Annotated in this window: 15 protein-coding genes; 8 read left to right on the top strand and 7 right to left on the bottom strand. The window is 64.1% G+C overall.

Going from position 1 to position 21,247, the window contains the following annotated elements:
- Nucleotides 1-4: 4 nt before the first annotated feature.
- A complete protein-coding gene (gene arsA, locus MacB4_RS02910) occupies nt 5-1,783 on the top strand; it encodes an arsenical pump-driving ATPase (RefSeq protein WP_206864374.1) in 1,779 nt (592 codons plus the stop codon).
- A 354-nt stretch (nt 1,784-2,137) separates the two neighbouring features.
- Nucleotides 2,138-2,530, top strand: a complete 393-nt coding sequence (locus tag MacB4_RS02905) for a type II toxin-antitoxin system VapC family toxin (protein WP_206864373.1) — start codon at nt 2,138-2,140, stop codon at nt 2,528-2,530.
- Between the two features lie 303 nt (nt 2,531-2,833).
- Here the strand turns inward: MacB4_RS02905 and MacB4_RS02900 are convergent, their stop codons facing one another.
- Nucleotides 2,834-3,334, bottom strand: a complete 501-nt coding sequence (locus tag MacB4_RS02900) for an arsenate reductase ArsC (RefSeq protein ID WP_206864372.1) — start codon at nt 3,332-3,334, stop codon at nt 2,834-2,836.
- A gap of 189 nt (nt 3,335-3,523) precedes the next feature.
- Here MacB4_RS02900 and MacB4_RS02895 point away from each other — a divergent pair, with 189 nt between their 5' ends.
- Nucleotides 3,524-4,225, top strand: coding sequence for a 1-acyl-sn-glycerol-3-phosphate acyltransferase (locus MacB4_RS02895; protein ID WP_242529298.1), 702 nt, complete (start codon nt 3,524-3,526; stop codon nt 4,223-4,225).
- Here MacB4_RS02895 and MacB4_RS02890 read toward each other — a convergent pair.
- From MacB4_RS02890 to MacB4_RS02880, 3 genes are read right to left on the bottom strand one after another with little or no spacing between them, the layout of a single operon-like run.
- Nucleotides 4,143-5,042, bottom strand: coding sequence for a M14 family metallocarboxypeptidase (locus MacB4_RS02890; RefSeq protein ID WP_242529297.1), 900 nt, complete (start codon nt 5,040-5,042; stop codon nt 4,143-4,145). The genes MacB4_RS02895 and MacB4_RS02890 overlap by 83 nt on opposite strands.
- 60 nt (nt 5,043-5,102) lie before the next feature.
- Nucleotides 5,103-5,888, bottom strand: coding sequence for a nucleoside triphosphate pyrophosphohydrolase (gene mazG / locus MacB4_RS02885; RefSeq protein ID WP_206864370.1), 786 nt, complete (start codon nt 5,886-5,888; stop codon nt 5,103-5,105).
- Nucleotides 5,885-7,024 (bottom strand): DUF362 domain-containing protein, encoded by a 1,140-nt coding sequence (locus MacB4_RS02880; protein ID WP_242529296.1) that lies wholly within the window; start codon nt 7,022-7,024, stop codon nt 5,885-5,887. The genes mazG and MacB4_RS02880 overlap by 4 nt, the downstream gene beginning before the upstream one ends.
- 29 nt (nt 7,025-7,053) lie before the next feature.
- Between MacB4_RS02880 and dnaG the strand changes: the two genes are divergently transcribed.
- From dnaG to recA, 3 genes are all read left to right on the top strand, one after another.
- Nucleotides 7,054-8,796 (top strand): DNA primase, encoded by a 1,743-nt coding sequence (gene dnaG, locus MacB4_RS02875; protein WP_242529295.1) that lies wholly within the window; start codon nt 7,054-7,056, stop codon nt 8,794-8,796.
- A gap of 70 nt (nt 8,797-8,866) precedes the next feature.
- Complete coding sequence (rpoD, locus tag MacB4_RS02870) at nt 8,867-10,735, top strand: RNA polymerase sigma factor RpoD (RefSeq protein ID WP_370569416.1); 1,869 nt, start codon at nt 8,867-8,869, stop codon at nt 10,733-10,735.
- A gap of 86 nt (nt 10,736-10,821) precedes the next feature.
- On the top strand, nt 10,822-11,871 hold the full coding sequence (gene recA / locus MacB4_RS02865) for a recombinase RecA (protein ID WP_206864914.1): 1,050 nt from the start codon (nt 10,822-10,824) through the stop codon (nt 11,869-11,871).
- A 20-nt stretch (nt 11,872-11,891) separates the two neighbouring features.
- Here the strand turns inward: recA and MacB4_RS02860 are convergent, their stop codons facing one another.
- Entirely contained in the window at nt 11,892-14,522 is a 2,631-nt protein-coding gene (locus MacB4_RS02860; RefSeq protein ID WP_206864368.1) for a valine--tRNA ligase, read from the bottom strand.
- Nucleotides 14,523-14,581: 59 nt separating this feature from the next.
- Entirely contained in the window at nt 14,582-16,996 is a 2,415-nt protein-coding gene (locus MacB4_RS02855; RefSeq protein WP_206864367.1) for an AsmA-like C-terminal region-containing protein, read from the bottom strand.
- 78 nt (nt 16,997-17,074) lie between these two features.
- On the opposite strand from MacB4_RS02855, the gene MacB4_RS02850 reads away from it, so the two are divergent.
- Together MacB4_RS02850 and MacB4_RS02845 are read left to right on the top strand one after the other, a co-directional pair.
- Nucleotides 17,075-18,430 (top strand): glycine--tRNA ligase, encoded by a 1,356-nt coding sequence (locus MacB4_RS02850; protein ID WP_242529293.1) that lies wholly within the window; start codon nt 17,075-17,077, stop codon nt 18,428-18,430.
- Between the two features lie 326 nt (nt 18,431-18,756).
- A complete protein-coding gene (locus MacB4_RS02845) occupies nt 18,757-19,854 on the top strand; it encodes a fatty acid desaturase (protein WP_242529292.1) in 1,098 nt (365 codons plus the stop codon).
- A 4-nt stretch (nt 19,855-19,858) separates the two neighbouring features.
- Here the strand turns inward: MacB4_RS02845 and nifV are convergent, their stop codons facing one another.
- A complete protein-coding gene (gene nifV / locus MacB4_RS02840; protein ID WP_206864365.1) occupies nt 19,859-21,046 on the bottom strand; it encodes a homocitrate synthase in 1,188 nt (395 codons plus the stop codon).
- Between the last annotated feature and the right edge of the window lie 201 nt (nt 21,047-21,247).

The following is a 21,247-nucleotide window of genomic DNA, read 5'->3' as shown; positions in this document are numbered from 1 at the left end:
CTCCATGCGCTTTCTCGAAGATCCACCCCGCTTCCTCTTCTTTACGGGGAAGGGTGGGGTCGGCAAGACCTCTCTGGCCTGCGCCTCGGCCGTGTATCTGGCGGAGGAAGGCAAGCGGGTCCTTCTGGTCAGCACCGACCCGGCCTCGAACGTGGGGCAGGTGTTCAGCTTCTCCATCGGTCACCGGATCGCGGCCGTTCCCGCGGTGGCTCATCTTTCCGCGCTGGAAATCGACCCCCAGGAGGCGGCCCGCGCCTATCGGGAGAGGATCGTCGGCCCCGTCCGCGGCCACTTGCCCGAGCCGGTGGTCCGGGGGATCGAGGAGCAGCTTTCCGGGGCATGCACGACCGAGATCGCCGCCTTTGACGAGTTCACCGTGCTGCTGACCGACTCGGAGCGGACGGCGGGCTTTGACCATGTTCTCTTTGATACCGCGCCTACGGGGCATACGATTCGGCTGCTGCAGCTCCCCAGCGCTTGGAGCGGATTCCTCGAGGCGGGAAAAGGGGGGGTCTCCTGCCTGGGGCCGATGGCGGGGCTCGGCAGGCAGCGCAACCAGTACAAGGCCGCCGTCGAGGCGTTGGCCGACCCGGGGCGCACTCGATTGGTCCTGGTCACGCGCGCCCAGGAAGCCGCATTACGGGAGGTCGCCCGCACGCGGGAAGAGCTGGCGGCGATTGGCCTCCGGCAGCAGCACCTGGTCGTCAACGGGATCTTCCCTTCGGACGAAGCGCAAGAGGATCGACTCGCCGCCTCGATCCGGCGGCGGGAGCAGGACGCGCTTCGCCGGATGCCCGAGGCGCTCCGTGCCTTGCCGCGGGAGGAGATTCCCCTTCAGCCGTTCAACCTCGTCGGGCTCGATCCGCTGCGGCGGCTGCTGAAGGGAAAGGGGCCAAGGGTGGAGTTACTGGAGGCGACGGAACTGGTCCGCCCGAGCTCCCCTGCGCTCTCCGCCCTGCTCGAAGGGATCGCCGCCGACGGCCGGGGGCTCGTGATGTTCCTGGGCAAGGGCGGGGTCGGAAAGACCACGCTTGCGGCCGCATTCGCGGTCGAGCTGGCGCGCCGCGGCTTTCCCGTCCATCTGACCACCTCCGATCCGGCGGCCCACTTGACCGAGACGCTGGGAGACGCTTCCTCCCGGCTCATGGTCAGTCGCATCGACCCGCGCGAGGAGGCCGAGCGGTACCGCAAGGAGGTGCTGGAGGCCAAGGGTACCCACCTCGACGCCGCGGGGCGCGCCCTGCTCGAGGAGGACCTGCGGTCGCCTTGCACGGAGGAGGTTGCGGTCTTCCAAGCCTTCTCTCGCATCCTGCAGGAGGCGGAGGAGAAGTTCGTCATCCTCGACACCGCCCCCACGGGCCACACGCTCCTCTTGCTCGATGCGACCGGCGCCTATCACCGCGAGGTCATCCGCCAGAAGGAAAAACGCGGGACCTCTTGCACGACCCCGCTCATGCGGCTGCAGGATCCGAGACAGACGAAGGTGTTGATCGTCACGTTGGCCGAGACGACACCCGTGCTCGAAGCCGCGGGCTTGCAAGCCGACCTTCGCCGTGCCGGCATCGAGCCGTGGGCATGGATTGTGAACAGCAGCGTTGCGGCGGCGAACCCGCGTTCGCCCTTGCTGCGGCAGCGTGCGCAGAGCGAATGGCGCGAGATCGACGCCGTGGCGGCGGTTCACGCCAAGCGTTTCGCCCTGGTTCCGCTCTTGGAGCGGGAGCCGGTCGGCATCGCACCGCTGCGGGAGTTGATCGATCGCTCCGACCCGCGAGCGGCGGGCTAAGGTCTGGATCTCCGTTCCATCCCTTTTCCTTCTCGCCGGCTGGGAAGAGCGTTCCGGGACGATCGAGGCACTCTGCTCCGCGCTAGCGCTCCTTGACATGTGCGGCACATGAAAGCATGCTCTCATCGTGTCAAAGATGATCCAGTTGCGGAACGTGCCCGAGAGTCTGCACCGGAAGCTCAAGGCTCGGTCGGCTTTGCTGGCCACCTCTCTATCGGAATATCTCGTTCGCGAAATCCAACGGATCGCCGATCGACCGACTCCAGAGGAGCTGCGGAAGCGTTTGCAGCGGCGTTCTCGGGTGGTCCCTTCTCCTTCTCCCGCCGAAGCGGTTCGGAAGGAACGCGATGGACGATGATCGTCCTCGACGCTTCCGCCGTTCTAGAGGTTCTGCTTCGCACCGCGCAGGGGAGGACCATTGAGGAACGAATCTTCCATCCGGACGAATCGATGCACGCTCCCCATCTTTTGGATCTGGAAGTGGCCCAGGTTTGTCGAAGATACTGTCTCCGTCGCGTGATGAGCAGACGCCGAGGGAAGGAAGCTCTCACCGATTTGAGCGACCTTCCCATCGAACGATATCCACACCTTCCTCTCCTTGGCAGGGCATGGGAGCTCTATCCGAACCTCACCGTCTATGACGCGATCTACGTGGCTCTTGCCGAGGCGCTTCGAGCGCCCCTTCTGACTCGGGACGCACGCCTGGCTGCAGCTCCCGGACATTCTGCTCTCATTGAGCTCGTCTAACTCGGCTTGGCCTAGCCTGGCGACCAGGATGGCGCACGGGGAACGTCTAGTTTCTCCGGGTTCTCGGCGAAGCGGTGGATTTCTTCAGTCGTAACGAGATTCCCGTGGACGAGCTCCCCATCCTGTCCTTCGGGAGGCGCGAGCCAACCCCTGCCCGTGTGCGGGCGGAGAGTCGTTGCGGAAAAGGCGGCCTGCTACCTGCCGCTCCCACCATGCTTGGGGGCGATGGCGCGCGGCAAGGGTGCGGAGAACGAGGGCGCGCGGGCGATCGGTTCGGCAAGGCTCGCGGATCCGCCCTGCGCCCTACGAGGAGAGCTTCCGCAGCTCGGCCTCGAGCTGGGAACGGGAGAGCGTTTCCACGGGAAGTGCCAGGAGACTGCGGAAACGTCCCTCGAGCGCGCGGGCGACGTCGGCAAAGGCCCGCTCCTTCTCCTCAGGGGTTCCCTCGACGGCCGCCGGATCGGGAAAGGGCCAGTGAGAGCGGGCGGCCGGATAGGGCCAGATGGGGCATTCGGCCGCGGCGCTGTCGCAGAGGGTGATCACCGCCGCGAACGGATCACTCGGCAGCTCGTCGATCCGCTTGCTGCGGGCCGATGAGGCGTCGATACCGTACACTTTCCGCAGCACGGAAAGGGCGTGGGGGTTGACCCGGCCGGTGGGGCGGGAGCCAGCGCTCTCGACCCGGAAGCGGTCTCTGGCGAGGGAGCGGAAGAGGAATTCAGCGAGAACGCTCCGGGCGGAATTGCCGGTGCAGAGGAAAAGGACGGCGGGCTTGGTCGCCAGTGTGGGTGGTGGCGTTTGCATGGGTTGGGGCTCTCCGAGGCAAAGGATTTGCTTGTTCGGACCCGCGATAGCAAGGCAAAGTTTTTCCTCCAAAAAATGGGAATCGAAGAGGAGCATTTGGCAGGGCCGGGAGAAGAAGGTTCTGTTCCCGAGGGGCGTGCAGCGCGAAACGGTTCGCCGGACAAGGGCCGGCGAAGGAACAACGGCTGTTTGGGGCAAGGGGGGAGGGATCGCTTTTTCGCCATTGGCGGCGCGATCTGCCTCCGCGTGCTCCAGAGGAGCGGGCGAATCTCGATCGAAGGCCTCGAGCGGATCCCGAAGAGCGGCGGCTGCCTCCTGGTCTCCAACCACATCAGCCATTTCGATCCGATTCTCCTTGGGATGCGGTCCCCGCGGCCGATCGACTATGTGGCGGATGGGAAGCTCTTCAACGACCTGGTTCTCGCGCAGATCCTGAGCGCGCTCAATGTAATTCCGGTCGATCGGAGCCGCCAGGACGCCCGGGCGGCGAAGGCGGCGGTCGAACGGCTCAAGCAGGGAAGGGTCGTGGGTCTCTTCCCCGAGCGCGGGATCCGCCATGGCAAGGCTTCGATCCTGCTCGGCGCCCAGCTGAGCCCGAGTGCCGCCGCACTCGCCCAGATGGCGAGAGCGCCCGTTCTGCCGGCGGTCGTCGTGGGCTCCGACCGGCTCTATCAGCTCCGATCGTGGCACCGCCCACCGCGCGTCTTTGTCTCCTTCGGAGAGCCGTTTGCTTCCGGGCCGGGCGAGGATCGCTGCGCCTTTACCCAACGGATCCACGAGCGTCTGCTCGCTCTTTTCGAGAGCCTTGTCAGGCGCTACGAGATTGATCCGATCGACTTTCCCCATTCGGCGCAGGAGAGGTGGCGAGAAGAGGAGCGCGCGAGGAAATAGCGTCCTTGCGGTGAGGGGAGGCGAGAGCGCGTGCGCGAGCGTTGGCGGGTGGTCGGCTCGCGGCGAGCAGGCCGAGAGCCGCATCGATCGCTTCCCGGTGCGCTTTCACGCGCAACCCGACGTCGAATTCGGAGGGAGTCTCGATCGTGAAGACCCGCCGGCATCCTGTGAAATGGAGATGGGCCGCCTCGGGCAGGCCCATCTTCTCGAACCACTTTTTTCGCAGGGGCCGGTTGAGGATCCCGTTCCGATGCTTCCGCCCTTCGATCCGGTCCCGGGGGTCGATCGGACACCACGGGCTCACTCGGGAGAGGATCTCTTCTCCGAAGCGGACTTCGCCGCTGGGGCCCGTCTCATAAAGATAGACGCCGCAGGCATCGTAGTCCTCGTGGAGGAGGAGCGCCAGATCGAAGGGCCCGCGGCGGGCGTAGAGCGCGCAGAGCTCCCGGATCAGCGGCAGGTCGTCCCGGTGAAAGGAACGATTGAGGTCGAGGCCCTGTTCGTTGAGGCGGGAGTTGTGGCGGAGCCCCCAGGGATTGAGCAGCGGAATCAGGGTGAAGGCGAACTGGCTGATCCAGTGGGGCTTTTGCTCGAAGAAGGAAAGCAGGGCTTCCACGCCGGCCGGCTCGTCCCCGTGAATCCCCGCCGAGAGGAGGATTCGGGGTTTCCCCACCCGGGCAGGCGCTCTCGGGGAGCAGAGCACCTCCACGGGGTCGTTCCGGATGCGGAGAAGGATGGCCCGTCTCCATCCCAGCAGGCGGCCGAGCGCAATCGCGCGCCGGTGGATGCTCACGGGGTCGTGGACGGCATGGATCATCTTATGGACGAAAAGGGAGAGGGCGGGGGGAAGAAGTCAAGAGGGATTGGGGGCGCTTCGCTATCCTCCGGTAGCCTCTTTGCTCCGTTCCCAGAGGAGCTCCAGTTCGGCAAGCCCGGGGGGATTCCCGGGAGGACGGTGGCGCAATGCCTCTTCAATGAACTCTACCCGGGCCCGGAAGCGGCCGGCGGCCCCGCCGAGCGCGCACTCCGCGTTGACGTGGAGATGGCGGGCCAGGTTGACGACGGTAAAGAGCAGGTCGCCAACCTCCTCCTCGATCCGCTTGGGATCTCCCCCGGCTAGGGCATCGTTCACCTCGGCCAGCTCCTCGGCGATCTTCGCCCTGGGCCCCTCCGCATCGTTCCAGTCGAGGCCGAGCTTGGCCGCCTTGCTCTGGTACTTCTGGGCGCGTAGGAGGGCGGGCAGCTCGCGAGGAATCCCGTCGAAGAGGCTCTTCCGCTCGGGCTTCTCTTCCCGCTTGCTCCGTTCCCAGTGGATGATGACCTCCTCCGCGCTCTTGGCACTCGCATCCCCGAAGACATGGGGATGGCGCCGGATGAGCTTGTCCGAGAGGCCTTCGGCGACGTCGTTGAAGGAGAAGGCGCCCCGCTCCCCGGCCATCTGGGAGTGGAAGAGCACATGGAGCAGGAGATCGCCGAGCTCCTCCTGGAGATCCTGCGGTGAGTTCCGGTCGATCGCTTCCAGGACCTCGTAGCACTCTTCCAGGAGCTGGCCCTTGATGCTCTGATGCGTCTGCGCCCGGTCCCACGGGCAGCCGCCGGGGGCTCGGAGCCGGGCCAGGATGGACTGGAGACGGTCGATGACAGGATCAGAGGAGGGATTCATGGGAGGGGGATCAGCAGGATGTCCTTGGGGTCGGAGGTGCCCAGCCCGTACTCGACGGCGGTCTGGATGTAATGGATCATGGGTTGGAGCGAAGGAATGTGCGCGCCGACGCGCCACGCGTCAACGCGGCCGACGAGCAGGGAGTCGATCGCAACGGGATCCCTGCTCAGGTAGATCGCTCCGAGAGGATAGGTGAACTCCGGGCTGAAGTCGGGTCCGCCCGCATATTGGACGATGAGCGCGTCCATCACGTGGAGGACGACCTTGCTGCGGACGAAAGGCCGGTCGAGGATCTCCGCAATGGCCGGATCGCCCCAGTTCCCCTCCCCCTGGAACCGGCGGGTGTTGTCGACCATGCCGAGGGCGAGGGAGGCGAGGCTCCCGTAGAAGCCGACCCCGCTGTGGTCGGTGCAGACCGGCACGTTGATGATCTTGGTGCAGATCTGCGTGAGCAGCCGCGCATAGTAGGACTTGTTGCTGACCTGGTTCTCCAGGCTGCCCGCCGAGACGCCTTGGCCGTACATCTGTGCAACACTCTGCTTCTCGCCGCGCTTCTGGGAGCGCTGTGCCTGGCCGCCGCCGGGCTTGATCCCCCGAAAGGCGAGATCTCCCCAGATGAGGCGGCCAAGGACTTCGTTCACGTAGAAGACATGCTCATCGAAACCCGTTTCCGGAATCACCGAGCGGATGCGGTAGGGCGCCCCTTCGGGCCGCGGGAAGTATTCGGCTTCCCGCAAGTCGTCTTCCAGCTTGTCCCAGACGACGATCTGGTAGAGAGGCACGCCCGCCTCCTCCAGGCTCTCGGCGATCGCGGCGACCAGCGGCTTGCGGCTCGACATGACGGGACCGCCCGATGCGGAAATCTTGATTCCGACGATGTCTTGCGGGGCGATGCCGACCTTGGCCCAAGCGGCCTTCATCGTAGCCTGCCTCGTGTATTGGAGGAGCGCGTCGCGGAACATGGTCCGAACCGCGGCGCGGTCGGCGGAGAAGTTGCGGATGACGGAGGGCCGCTCGACGATGACCACGGCCGAACCGGAGGCTCTCGAATGAGCGGGGGATGATAAGAATAGTAAGATGGCAGCGAGAACAAGGAGGTATCCCATGGGATTCGGGTAGGCCTTGCGTTTTGCCACGGCAGCCGATTTATTCCAATGAGATGGGGATGCCGGCGTTCCGGGATTTTGTGGAAACGGTTCGCGCCGCCAGCGACATTGTGGAGGTCATCGGCAATTATGTTCCTCTAAAGCGAGCCGGCTCTAAATACAAGGCTCTCTCTCCGTTTAACGCGGAGCGGACGCCCTCTTTCTTTGTCGACCCTCAGAAGCAGCTTTTCAAGTGTTTCAGCAGCGGATACGGGGGAACGGTTTTCGATTTTGTGATGCAGTACGAGCGCCTCGACTTTCTGGGCGCCTTACGCCTGTTGGCCGAGCGCGCCGGAATGGAAATGCCCGCGAGCTTTCGGAAAGAGGCGGGAGCCCCCTCGACGCGCGAGCGCCTCTTTTCCCTTCACAAGGCCGTCGCCGACTGGTGGCGGGAAATCTTATGGAAGGAGGGTGAAGGGGAAGCGGGCCGCCGTTACCTCGAATCCCGGGCCATCCCACGGGAGGTCGCGGAAGGATTCGGGATGGGATATGCACCGAATCGCTGGGATGGCGTCCTGCGGTGGGGTGCCTCGCGGGGCTACCCGGTCGAGCTGCTGGTGGAGGCGGGCTTGGTGGTCCCCGGAGAGAAGGGGAGGCCCTACGATCGATTCCGCGACCGGCTGATCCTTCCGATCGCCGAGGAAGGGGGAAGGGTCGTCGGCTTCAGTGGACGGAGCGTGGGGGCCGACGGATCGACACCCAAGTATCTCAACTCTCCCGAGACCCCGATCTTTACCAAGGGCAAGGTCCTCTTCGGCATGGATCGCGCCAAGCGGGCGATCGTTCAGGAGGGGAGAGCGGTTCTCTGCGAGGGGCCGATGGATCTGGTCCGCTGCCATGCCGCGGGCTTTTCGAACGTTGTTGCCGTGCAGGGCACGGCGCTCACCGAGCACCATGCCCGGCTTCTCCGGAGGTTTGCCGATGAAGTGATCGTCTGCTTCGATGCCGATCGGGCGGGCGAGAGCGCTGCGGTGCGGGGACTCGAAATTCTGACGGAGGCGGGGCTCGATGTCCGCGTGGCCTCTCTGCCCGCGGGCGAGGATCCGGACAGCTTCCTCCGCGGCGGAGAGGCGGCGGTTGGCCGCTTTCGGGAAATCCTGCAGGGGGCCCCCGCCTATCTCTCCCATCTCCTGGATCGAGCCGTTCGCCAGAATGACCTTGCGCTGCCCCGGGGCCGGAGCCAAGCGGCCCAATCGATGGCCGTCTGGCTTGCCAGGATTTCCGACCCGATCCGTCGGGAAGCTTTTGCCCTGGAGGTGGCGACGCGCTTGGGAATCTCTCGCGGAGCCCTGGAGGAAGCGATTCGCAGGGCGGGCATGGCAAGCAGGGAGCGCGGGGGGCCCGAGAGCCCTCCCCTGGTGAAGCGGGATGCCGTCTTGACGGAGTTAATCTGGATGCTCTGCGAAGCGCCGGGAATCCTGGGGCGGGTTCGCGCAGAGCTCGACCTCCGGTGGCTGGAGGAGAACGAGGAAGGAGAGCTTGTGCGGAAGATCCTGTCGTCCGGCCCGGATCCGGAGACGCTCTTCCCCACCCTTTCCGAGGAAGAACGGGCCTGGGTCATCGGCCTGCTGGTGAGTCCCCCGCTCGTCGACCCTTCGATCGAGCCGGAAGAACGCTGGAGTACGCTCCGCCGGCGGCTCGAGTTTCTGGGGAAGCGCAGGCGGATTTGCCTCCTCGAGGAGCGGGTTCGAGCCGGAGGAGCCTCTTCCGAGGCGCAGGGTGCCTTGAGGGAACTCGTTGACTTGCGGAAGACTCTCGAGTAACCTTTTTCACTTTGTCTTTCCTTGGCCGTCTCGTTGTCGTCGAAACCCTGAAAATGAGTCGAGCATGACCATGCCGCGCAATCCAAGAAGCAAGAAAACCATCGTATCCCGAACCCCGTCCTCATCCTCTCTCTCCCGAAATTCCGCCGGTTCCCCCGCTCGCTCCACGACCCTGAGCAAAGCTCGCAGCTCCGAGGAAAACGGCCATTCTGCCGCCAGCCCCGCTCAGGCATCGGTCCCGTCGGCCCCGCTCGTCGCCGAGGAGCAGCAACTCGCCAAGAAGCTCGCCAAGATCTGGTCCGACGAGCCCCTGCGACAGGAAAAGCTGCGAACGCTGGTCAAGCTCGCCAAGGAGCAGGGCTATCTCACCTTCGACGACATCAACGAGGCGCTCCCCGATTGCGTGCCGCAACCCGACGAGATCGAAGCGATCATCGCGTTCTTGCGGAGCCTCGAGATCGATGTGATCGAGAGCTCGGAGGTCGATCGGCAGAAGAGCCCGGCCCCGGTGGAGACGGGGGTGGTTCCCGAGGAAAAGGAGACCAAGCTCGATATCCTCGACGACCCGGTACGGATGTACCTCCGGCAGATGGGCCAGGTGCCCCTTCTGACTCGGGAGGAAGAGGTCGAAATTTCCAAGAGGATCGAGAATGCCGAGCTGATGGTGCAGAAGTGCCTTCATAGCTTCGGGTTCATCGCGCGGGAATACTTGCAGCTGGCCCGCAAGCTCGAGCAGGGAAGGGAACGATTCGACCGGCTCATTCAAGACAAGCACATCGAAGGGCGCGAGGCCTACATGAAGGTCCTGCCCGGCCTCATGAGCAAGCTTGAGGAGAAGATCGAGGAGAGCGACGAGATCTACGCCCGGCTGAGCGGATTGGCGGCCGGCTCGAAAGAGAAGGGGAAGCTGGCCAAGGATCTCGAAAAGCAGCACCAGGCCCTGGAGAAGATCTTTCGTCGCTTCTACTTCAAGCAGAAGGTCATCGAGGACCTAGTCCAGGTTAGCGAGGAGCGCTTTCAGGAGATCTGCCGCTGGGAGAGCGAGCGGAAGCGGCTTCGGGCGCAGGGGCGAGGGGCCAAGACCGCCGAGGCGCTTGCGGCGGTGGAGGAGCAGCTGCAGCAGTTCCAGAGGCAGGCTCACGCCGGGGTGGAGGAGTTCAAGAAGAGGCACAACGAGCTCAAGAAGTGGTTGCATCAGGCGATGCGGGCCAAGACCGAGATGGTGGAGGCCAATCTCCGGCTCGTGATCTCGATTGCGAAGAAATACACCAATCGCGGCCTCTCCTTCCTCGATCTCATCCAGGAGGGGAACATGGGGCTGATGAAGGCGGTCGAGAAGTTCGAGTATCGCCGCGGCTACAAGTTCTCGACCTACGCGACCTGGTGGATTCGCCAGGCGATCACGCGAAGCATCGCCGATCAAGCGCGTACCATTCGAATCCCGGTGCACATGATCGAGACGATCAACAAGCTCATGCGGGTGCAGAAGCAGCTGATCCAAGAGCTGGGCCGCGAGCCGAATCCGGAAGAGATCGCCGACGAGATCCAGCTGAGCGTCGATCGCATCCGAGCCATCCTCAAGATGGCGCAGCAGCCGATCTCTCTCCAAAGCCAGGTCGGGGAGAGCGACGACACGACCTTCGGCGACTTCATCGAGGACAAGTCGGCAGAAAACCCCTCCGAGATGACCGCTTACTCGTTGCTCAAGGAGAAGATCCGCGACGTGCTGCATACCCTGACGGAGCGGGAGCGGACGGTGATCGAGCAGCGGTTCGGGCTGCTTGACGGCTATCCCCGCACGCTGGAGGAGGTCGGCAGGCAGTTCCGCGTCACGCGGGAGCGGATCCGGCAGATCGAGGCCAAGGCCCTTCGGAAGATGCGTCATCCAACCCGGCTGCGCCATCTCGAGGGCTTCCTCGAAGCCGATCGGGGCTTTTAAGGTTTTTGGGACTCCGTGCAGGGGAATTCCTTCTGGGCAAAGGGGAAAGAAAAGGGGAAAAGGGGCGTTCTGTGGAATCCGAAAAGATGGATCTCAAGGGGCGACGACAGGATAAGAACCTCGATCTGGCTCTCCAGGCGATCTCGAAGGAATATGGCGAGGGAGCCATCCTGCGCCTGGGAGACGACCGGGCGCGTCTGCAGATTGAAGTCATTCCCACCGGCTGCCTGGTGATCGATCGGGCGCTCGGCGCGGGGGGCTTTCCGAGAGGCCGGATCGTCGAGATCTTCGGTCCCGAGTCGTCAGGAAAGACGACACTCGCCCTTACGGTCGTGGCCCAAGCGCAGAAGCGGGGAGGGGTCGGGGTCATTATCGACGTGGAGCACGCGCTCGACCCGCAATATGCCCAGCGCCTGGGAGTCAACATGTCCGAGCTGCTCATCTCCCAGCCCGACTGCGGAGAGGAGGCGCTGACCATCGCCGAGACCTTGATTCGCTCCAACGCGGTGGATGTGATCGTGGTCGACTCGGTGGCCGCTCTCGCCACGCGGGCAGAGCTGGAAGGGCAGATTGGAGACGCGACGGTCGGTGCCCAGGCGCGGCTGATGAGTAGCGCCCTGCGGAAGCTGACCGCACTCATCAGCAAGGCGAAGACGATCTGCCTCTTCACCAACCAGCTTCGCGAAAAGATCGGAGTGATGTTCGGGAATCCTGAGACCACTCCGGGGGGAAGGGCACTCAAGTTTTATGCTTCGGTCCGTGTCGACGTGCGCCGGATCGGGCAGCTCAAGACGAGTGACGGAACGGTCTACGGGAACCGGACGAAGATGAAGGTGGTGAAGAACAAGATTGCGCCCCCCTTTACCGAGTGCGAGTTTGACATCCTCTACAACGAGGGGATCTCCCGGGAGGGGTCGCTCATCGACTTCGGGCTCGACCAGAAGATCCTCGACAAGCGCGGCGCCTGGATCTATTTCGACGGGACCCAGATCGGACAGGGAAGGGAGGCGGCCGTCCAGGCGATCAAGAGCAACCCGGAGCTCGCGGCCCGCATCGACGCAGCCGCCCGCGCGAAGGCTTTCGGCGGAGGCAACGGGGAGACGGCCATGCCGGGCGAGAAGCCGTCGGGTGGCTGAAGAGCGGCGCTCTATTCGTTCTATTGGGAGATCTCGCTGAGCTGAGCCTCGATGCGGCGCATCGCGCCTTCGAGCTCTTCTGCCTGTTCTTTCCAGGCTTTGAGCTTTTCGGCCGGCACCCGGGCAGAGACCTCCGGATTTTGCAGCCGCTCCTGGATCCCTTTCCAGTTGCGGGCGAGCTTCTCCTTCTCGTGGGTCAACCGCTTCCGCTCCAGCTCCAGGTCGAGAATGCCCTCCAAGGGGAGGTAGAGCTCGCCAACGGCGGTGAGCACCATCGGAGCCTTGGGTGGCGGGCCATCGAGGTCGGCGACTTCACTCGCGTTCGCGAGCGCCGCGAGCACCGCCCTCTCGGCATCGGCCAGGGGCGCATCAGCGCGGAGCAGAAAGGGGACCTTCTGGTTGGAGGGAACGCCGTAGGTGGACCGGAGATGACGTCCCCGTTCGGCCGCCTGATAGATCGCCCGAGCCTGCAGAGCCGCTTCCTTCCTCTCGGCCAGCCGTTCCTCGAGCTCCTGCGCCTCTGCGGCGCTGAACCAGCCGGCGAACTGAATCGTGGAGGGGCCGAGCTCGAGCCGGTTCCAGAGCTCCTCGGTGACGAAAGGGCAGAAGGGGTGGAGCAGCCGAAGGGTCCAGGAGAGCGCATAGTCGAACGCGGCGAGGGTTCCGGAGGCGGTCGGACTTCCCTCCCGGGCGAGGTCGACCTTGGTCGCCTCGAGGAAGGAGGCGCAAAAGTCATCCCAGACGAAGGCATAGAGGAGCCCCGCGGCCTCGCTAAACTCGTAGGCGGCGAAGGCTTCCTCGAGTCGGATTCCGGTCCGGCCGAGCGCGGCCAGCATCTCCACGGCAAATGGAGAGAGGCGATGCTCCCAGGGCCGCGCGTCCGCGGAGAGCGGACCATAGCGGACCCGAAAGCGGCAGGCATTCCAGAGCTTGTTGCAGAAGTTTCGGCCTTCTTCGATCTGCTTCTCGTCGAAGCGGATGTCCTGGCCTTGCGGAGCGATCCGTAAGAGCCCGAAGCGGAGGCCATCCGCACCATATTTCTCGATCAGGAGGAGAGGATCCGGCGAGTTGCCAAGGGATTTCGACATCTTCCGCCCCAAGCGATCGCGGATGAGGCCGGTGAAGTAGACGGCGCGGAAGGGGATGTTCTCCTCTGGGCCCGAGCCCCGGCCCGGCTGGAACTCGAGTCCTGCGATGATCATGCGGGCGACCCAGAGGAAGATGATGTCGGGGCCGGTCACCAGGACCGAGGTGGGATAGAACTTTCGCCGGGTAGCGGAGTCCATCGTCTCGAACGCCCAAAGCCAGGAGGAAAACCAGGTATCGAGCGTATCGGGATCCTGAGTCCAATCGGGGCCGGGCGACTCGACCTGGCATCGATGCGAGCCCTCTTTCCACCAGACGGGGATGCGGTGTCCCCACCAGACTTGACGGGAGATGCACCAGTCCTGGATGTTCTCGATCCAATGTTCGTACACCTTTTCCCAATGCTCGGGAAAGAATCGGATCCGGCGCTCCCGCACCACCTGGAGGGCTTCCTCGAGCTTTGGATAGCGGAGGAACCACTGCTCGGAGAGCCGGGGCTCGATCGGTACGTTGGCTCGCTCGCTCACCCCCACGGTGTGGAGGTAGGGCTCGACCTTGGCGAGCAGGCCCTTTTCTTCCAGAAGCGAGGCCGCCCTTCTTCGCGCTTCGAAACGATCGAGGCCGTCGAGCTCGGGAAGGGCAGGGCAGTGGAGACGACCGTCGGGATGGAGGATGTCGACGATCGGCAACCCGTGCCGATGGCCGATTTCGAAGTCGAGCTTGTCGTGCGCGGGGGTGATCTTGAGCGCTCCGGTGCCGAAGGCGGGATCGACCGCCGCGTCGGCGACGATCGGAATCGGCTCGTGGGGGAAGGGCCGGAAGGCCCGCGCTCCAATCCAGCGCCGGTAGCGCTCATCTTCCGGATGGACCGCGATGCCCGTGTCTCCCGGAATGGTCTCTGGTCGGGTGGTGGCGACGGTGAGGAAGGAGCCGGGGTCGCCCTCCAGAGCGTAGCGGACGTAGTAGAGATGGGACTGCTCCTCGCGCGGAAGGACTTCTTCGTCGGAGAGTGCGGTCAGGGAGGCGGGGCACCAGTTGACCATGCGTTTGCCCCGATAGATGAGCCCCTTCCGGTAGAGCTCGACGAAGACTCTTTGCACCGCCCGCGAATAGCCCGCATCCATCGTGAAGCGCTCTCGTGACCAGTCTGCGGAGCTCCCGAGCTTCTTGAGCTGCTCGATGATGATGCGGCCATGGGTTTCCCGCCATTCCTCGACCAGCCGGAGAAACTCTTCCCGGCCCACCTCCCTGCGCCCGATGCCACGCTGCTTGCGCAAGGAGCGCTCCACGACCATCTCGGTCGCCAGCCCGGCGTGATCCGTGCCCGGGAGCCAGAGGACCTCACACCCCTCGAGGCGGGCCTTGCGGGCGAGGACGTCCTGGAGGGAGTTGTTCAGGACGTGGCCAAGAGTCAGCATGCCGGTGATGTTCGGAGGCGGCATGACGAGGGAGAATGCGGGCTTGAGCGACTCGGGGTCCGCCCGGTGGTTTCCGTCGTGGAGCCAGCGAGCGTAGAGCGACTCGGCGATCGCTTGGGGCTCATACGCTTTGGGAAGTTCGGACATTTTTTTCCCTATATCGTCTGCTTCGGGCTTTGGCGAGCCGGGACGCTTTCTCCGCCCGGTCAAAAGTTACGCGGCTTCCATTCCGGCGCGGCGAGCTTGCCCGAGCCATGGTACTCGAAGAGCTTGCTGATCGGGAACAAGACAGCTCCCATCGGGCCGCGAACGTTGACACGGGCATCGGCTTCGAGGTTGTCGTGAAGGAAGTTGTAGCTTCCCTTCCCAATGATCGTGAAGGCGACGCTCGAGATGGTGAACTGGTCGGTCGTGATCTCCCCACTTCCGACGCGAAAGTGGGCGTGCGCTTGATCGGCCTTGGCCATCGCAAAATCCGGGATGACCGTGCTCATGCTGGTCGAGAGCCCCCCCAGGAACGGGATCGAGAGGATGTAGCCGTCGCGAACGTCGAAATCTCCGTCGCCGGTCAGCGAGGGAAGATTGCCGACGAATCCAGACAAGGCGAGATGGAACTGCAGGGGACCGGAGCACTTCTCGACGTGGTAGAGGTTCGTCATGACCTGGTGAAAATCGCCGTGATCGAGATCGAAGACCGAATGAAAGGGACAGGGGGTGGGCTGAGGGCGAAGGGTGACCTGGAAGGTTCCGTGAAGCGGGCCACCGAAAAGGGAGGACTGGTCGACCTGGACGGTGAGCTCGTTGCGGCGGAGAAGGATCCTGCCCTTGGGGGAGACAATCGGGAAGTTACGCCCGAAGAGGACATAGTTGAGCACAGAATCGGACTGGACCTCGACTCGGAGGTTGCTGACCGGGTTCCGGCTCCCCTCGTTGAGATCGACAACGCCGTTCACCTGGAGTCGTGGCGGCTTTTCGAAGGGGTAGGGTTGCACGTAGGCGGGGAACTTCTCTCCCAGAGCCGGGGCCGAGGCGATTACGTCGACCGAGGAGAGGAGGTCGTGGACGGTCACGATCTTGTGGCCGAAATCGTTATCGAAGTTCCCCGAGATCGTCCCTTCGGGCCGGGACGCCGCGAAGTGCGAGAACCGGAGAATCTGATCCTGGAATCCGATGTCGGACTGGATCGAGCGAACGGCCACTCCCTTGTAAGAGCAGTTCTTTGCTAAAAAGGTACCGTGTACCTCCCAGCTCTTGGGATCGAGCGGATTGCGGCTCGTGATCTCCCCCCGAGCCCACGGAGGCTCCTTGGGGAAGGAGAGTGATTCCAAGAACCGGTCAGCGGCGTTGCCCGCCAGGCCGAGGAAGACGGTCGGGTCGATGGTCGATTCCGCCTTGAGGCGCAACTTGGGCGGCGCGCTCTCGTACAGGAGCTCCGCGTCGACGTTGCCTCCGGGAGAACGGAGCTTTGCTTCCGGGATGAAGAGCTTGGCCCCATCGTAGGCGAGGGGGATCGAAAGCTCATCGAAGGGATGGCCGCGGTAGCGGAAGTGGTGCCAATGGAGGTCGGCCGAGAGGCGGAGGGATGGCTCCCGGCCCCACTTGGCCGTCAGCCGCCCGCTCAAGCTGGGGAGGTCGATGAAATGAAACTCTTGGACGACGGCGGCGACCGGGTCCGGAAGCGAAGGGCGGAGGACGGTCGGGTCGGCGTTGCTCAGCAATTCGACGAAGCCCGTCTCTTGCGGCAGATCAGCTTCCCCCCATAGGGAGATCTCCCCTCGGGGAAATCCGAGCCTGAGCTCCTCCAGGCGGAGGATCCGCCCGGCCAGGCGGAGCTCTCCCGTCAACCGCCCAAGAGGAATCTGCTGCCACGCAATCGGGGAGGGGAGGATCCGGCCGTGGATGCTCGCCTCCCAAGGGTCCCTGGTCGCCATCGAAAGCTCGACCTCTACGGGGATGGGGCGCTGGGTTTCGATCTCGTCGACGGCAGCGAGAATGCGATGCCAGAGGAGGTCGGCCGCCTGATGCTGCTCGGGCGCGGCGGGCGGGAGCGAGGGGTATCCGTTGAGGAGGATGCGCCCTTTGAGGCGGAGCTCGAGATTGAGGACGCGTGCGTTCGCACTCAGAATTTCCAGGGCGCCCGGAACAAAGTTGACCCGGGCGGAAACCCGGGATAGCTCCACCTCGCTCTGTGGCGTGATCGGAAGACGGATCGTGGCGTTGTGGACCGAGGCGTTCTTGATCCAGGGCTTGCCCCTCCACCAGGCGAGCCAGGCGACCGAGAGCCGGACGCGATCGACCTCGAGCCAGACCTCTTGCCGGTCCCGATTGCGAAAGACGGCGACCCGGCTGGCGATGAGATGGCCCAGCGGGTCGAGGGAGAGGCGCCCGACGGAGATGGTGATCTCTCGCGCCTCCAGCTCGGCCAGAAGGACGTTTTTGATTTGCGTGGGCACTCCGGAGAACCGTAATAGGAGGAAGGCGGCGACGAGGAGCGCGGCAAGCAGCCCGACCGTCGCGAGAACGAAATGGCTGGCAATTCGGCCGGCGAAGCCGGAAAGGATCCGCAGAACGGAGGCGCGAGAGGGAAGGGGCTTTTTCCTTGTCTTGGATCTGGGAGACATCGATTCCTAACCGCTCTCGTTGCCGTGCGGCCGGGCCTGGCCGCACGCCGCTGATTTCTTATGACAGAAGAACCTCTCATGGAAAAGCTCGTTGCGCTCTGCAAGCGCCGTGGCTTTGTCTATCCCTCCTCTGAGATCTACGGCGGACTCAACGGCCTGTGGGACTTCGGCCCGCTCGGCGTCGAGCTCAAGAGGAATATCAAGGAGCTCTGGTGGCGCTCGATGACGCAGCTGCGGGACGACATCGTGGGTCTCGACGGCTCCATTCTCATGAACCGGGCGGTCTGGAAGGCGAGCACGCACGAGGAGCAGTTCGTCGACTGGCTGGTCGATTGCAAGGTCTGCAAGGCGCGCTTCCGCACCGATCAGCTCGCCGATGCGCGCTGCCCGCAAAAGCCTTCCAAGCGTCCGGGGGAGTGCGGCGGGGAGCTGACCGAGCCACGCCGATTCAATCTTCTCTTCCGGACCTACGTGGGACCCTTGGAAGAGGAGAGCTCCCTTACTTACCTGCGTCCCGAGACAGCGCAGGCGATCTTCGTCCAGTTCCGCAACGTGCTCGAGACCTCGAGGAAGAAGATCCCCTTCGGCATCGCGCAGATCGGCAAGTCCTTCCGCAACGAGGTCAATCCCCGGAACTTCCTCTTTCGCTCCCGCGAGTTCGAGCAGATGGAGGTCGAATATTTCGTTCGACCGGGAACCGGGCTCGAGGAGCTGGAGAAGTGGAAGGAATCCCGCCTCGCCTGGTATGAATCGATCGGGCTGCCGCGGCAGCACATCCATGTGCGGGACGTTCCGGAAGGGGAGAGGGCCTTTTATTCGGAAAAGACCTACGATCTGGAGTACACCTTCCCCTTTGGGCGCCAGGAGCTCGAAGGGATCGCCTACCGGACCGATTTCGACCTCCGCCAGCACGCCGTGGCCAGCGGCAAGCCGCTCGAGTATTTCGACGAGGAGACCGGGCAGAAATATATCCCGCACGTGATCGAGCCGAGCGGCGGTGTCGATCGGACGTTCCTGGCCATCCTCTGCGAGGCGTACGACGAGGAGAATGTGGTCGCCGAGGGAGGGAAGGTCGAGAAGCGGGTCGTCCTCCATCTTTCCCCCCGGGTTGCGCCGATCAAGGCCGGCGTCTTTCCCCTCGTCAAGAACAACGAGGAGCTGGTCCGGAAGGCGCGCGAGGTCGCCGACCTCCTCCGGGGGCACTTGCGGATCTTCTACGACGAGAGCGGGGCGATCGGCCGCCGCTATCGCCGGATGGATGAGGTGGGAACCCCCTTCGGGGTGACGATCGACTTCGAAACCCTGGAAGGAGCGCGTACCGGACCGTTCGCCGGGGAGAAGGAGACCGTCACCGTCCGTGAGCGCGACAGCATGCGCCAGGAACGCGTCCGGATCGCCGAGCTGCTCGAGGATCTGCGGCTGCGCGTTTCCTGATTGCGGGTCGGGCGAGCCGAAGCGGCTCCGGCCCGGAGCGGGGTGCGCGGGTGAGGTTTCGCTCGCGAGCCGGGAATCGCGGTCTTGCTCGAGAAGCTGGTCCTCGGCGCCGATCTCGGTCGCAATTTGCATGCGGTGGATGCAAAGAATTGGCTGTAAACGCAAGCGGCCGCCGATTACACTGCCAAACGGAGGGTCTGTTTCCGTATTTTTGGCTGTAACTAGATCTTGATCAAGGCACAGATGCCAAAGGAAGACGGTCTTTCCTCTGAACTTTTGTGGAATTCCATCCCCCGTGTCTTGGCGCATCCTTAGGAGAATGGCGAGTGAATCGTGTGAATTGGCCGACGAGCATTTTTTTGATCTCTACCCTGGTAGTCGCGTTGACGGCGACCCCGGCTTACGCCTGGGTTTATGGAATCGACTGGTACCAGTGGGTGCTGTTTCTGGGGTTCTTCCTGGCGACCGGATTGAGCATCACCTTGGGCTACCACCGTCTCTTTTCCCATCGGTCCTTTCAGGCGAAGTGGCCGGTACGCTTCTTCGTGCTGCTCTTCGGCGCGGCCTCCTTTGAAGGATCGGCGATCTCTTGGGCCTCCGATCATCGCCACCACCACAAGCATGTCGATCGCGACGAGGACCCCTACGACATTCGCAAGGGCTTTTTCCACGCGCACATCGGGTGGCTGCTCGTGAAGTTCCGGCCGGAGCGGCCTCTCGACAACGTGAAGGATCTCCTCTCCGACCCTCTTTGCCGCTGGCAGGACAAGTATGTGGTGCCGCTGGCATTCCTGGCGGGATTCGGCCTGCCGACGGCCTTGGGGGCGCTCCACGCGGGATGGATCGGTGCCCTGGGGGGATTTCTGGTCGGGGGAGTCGCCCGGGTGGTCGCGGTGCAGCAGATGACCTTCTTCATCAATTCGCTCTGCCACATGATCGGGGATCAGCCCTACTCGTTCCGCTGCACCGCTCGGGACAGCTGGATCATGGCGCTCTTCACCTTCGGTGAGGGCTACCACAATTTCCACCACGAGTTTCAGCACGACTACCGGAACGGGGTGAAGCCCTGGCAGTGGGACCCGACGAAGTGGACGATCTGGCTCCTGCATCGGCTCGGCCTGGTGAGCAACCTGAAGCGGGTTCCCTCAGAAAAGATCCTCTTGGCCGAGCTGGTGGCAGCTCAGCAGCGGATCCATTCGCATCTCTCCCGCGTCCCGGCTGGCGCATCGATGTGCCGCATCGCTGCAGCCTGGCATGAATGCCTGCATCAGGTAGCCGCTTCCCTTGCCGCCTACCGGGAAGAAGTGAGCTCGGCGATCGAGGAGAAGAAGCGCCTCTCGCAAGAGGTGCTCCTGATGATCCGGCGGGAGCTGCGGCTTGCGCTGGCGCAGTTGAAGCTGGGGGCGAGCATCCTGGCTTCGTAGCCGGCTAGGGAACGGGGCGGAGCGCTCGCACGGAGGAGTGCCGAGCGGTGCTGGGGACCGTCGCCGAGAGGAGGCGGAGGAGCTCAGAGCCCTGCGGCGAGCGCTTGCGGGCGGTCACGAACGCGGCGATGGGTGGACGCATCGCTTCGGCTTCGGAAAGCGACAGTTCGATTCCCAGACGCCGATAGCCCCACTGGATCGCCCGGGGGCCCGAATGCTTGCCGAGGACGAGCTCGTGGGAGCGGCCGAGGTCCTTGGGGTCGAAGGCTTGGTAATTCCAGGGATCCTTGAGGAGGCCGTCGATGTGGATCCCCGATTCATGGGTGAAGACGGCTCGCCCGACGATGCTCTTCGCCTCGGGGACCGGACGCCCGGAAATTTCGGCCACGAGTTGCGAAAGGGAGAGGAGGGAGTCGCTCCGTACCCCGCAATCGATTCTGCTGCCGTAACGCAAGGCCGCCACGACCTCTTCGAGCGGAGCATTGCCCGCCCGCTCTCCTAGTCCGTTGACCGTGACGCTGATGTGCGTTGCTCCAGCCCGGTAGGCTGCCAACGAATTCGCGGTCGCCATCCCCAGGTCGTCGTGCGCGTGGATCTCGAGGTCGATGTCGACGGCGCGACGGAGCTTGCGCATCGAGCGGAAGGTCGAGAAGGGATCGAGGATGCCGAGGGTGTCGGCGAATCGATAGCGCACGGCGCCAGCCGATTGCGCCGTTTCCACCACCCGCACGACGAAGTCCAGATCGGCACGGGAAGAATCCTCGCCGCCGACCGCCACCTCAAGCCCGAGGTCAACCGCTTCCCGAACGAAGCGGCGGACGGTCTCGAGCACCCAGTCGCGCGACTTCTGTAACTTCTTCTCGATCTGGAGATCGGAAACCGGGATGGAGAGGTTGGCAAAGCGGATTGGCAGGGCTTGGATCGCTGCCAAATCGGCGGCATGCATCCTCCCCCAGGAAATGAGCCGGCCGCAGGGGCCGGCGAGCGCCGCCATGGCCCGAAGCGTCTCCTGCTCCGTTGCGCCCATCACGGGAATGCCCGCCTCGACCTCGGGCACTCCCGCGGAGAGAAGGGCTTGGGCCAGCCGGAGCTTCTCCTCCCGGGAGAAGGCCACACCGGGAGCCTGCTCGCCGTCCCGAAGGGTGGTATCGACTAGCCGAGGAGCCAAGCGCGCTTTGGGTGGAGGCGCCATGCTCCGATTTCGAGCAGGAAACATGCCAGGTGCCGCGCCTCGGGAGGGCCGGCGAGCGCCGGCAGGACCTGTTTACTTTGCGACATTGGCCGATCGTTTGTTGGCTTTGGCACGTTGCCGACGGACGCGAAGCGGAAGAAAGCGAAGCCTGGGCGCACTCAAAGCAAGGGAGGAGGCGCGTCGAATCCGAAGATGGAGCTT

It is taken from the genome of Methylacidimicrobium sp. B4 (assembly GCF_017310545.1).
In the GTDB taxonomy this organism is placed as follows: Bacteria; Verrucomicrobiota; Verrucomicrobiia; order Methylacidiphilales; family Methylacidiphilaceae; genus Methylacidimicrobium.
The sequence above is the reverse complement of the archived record's forward strand: the minus strand, read 5'-3'. Positions and strand labels throughout refer to the sequence as shown.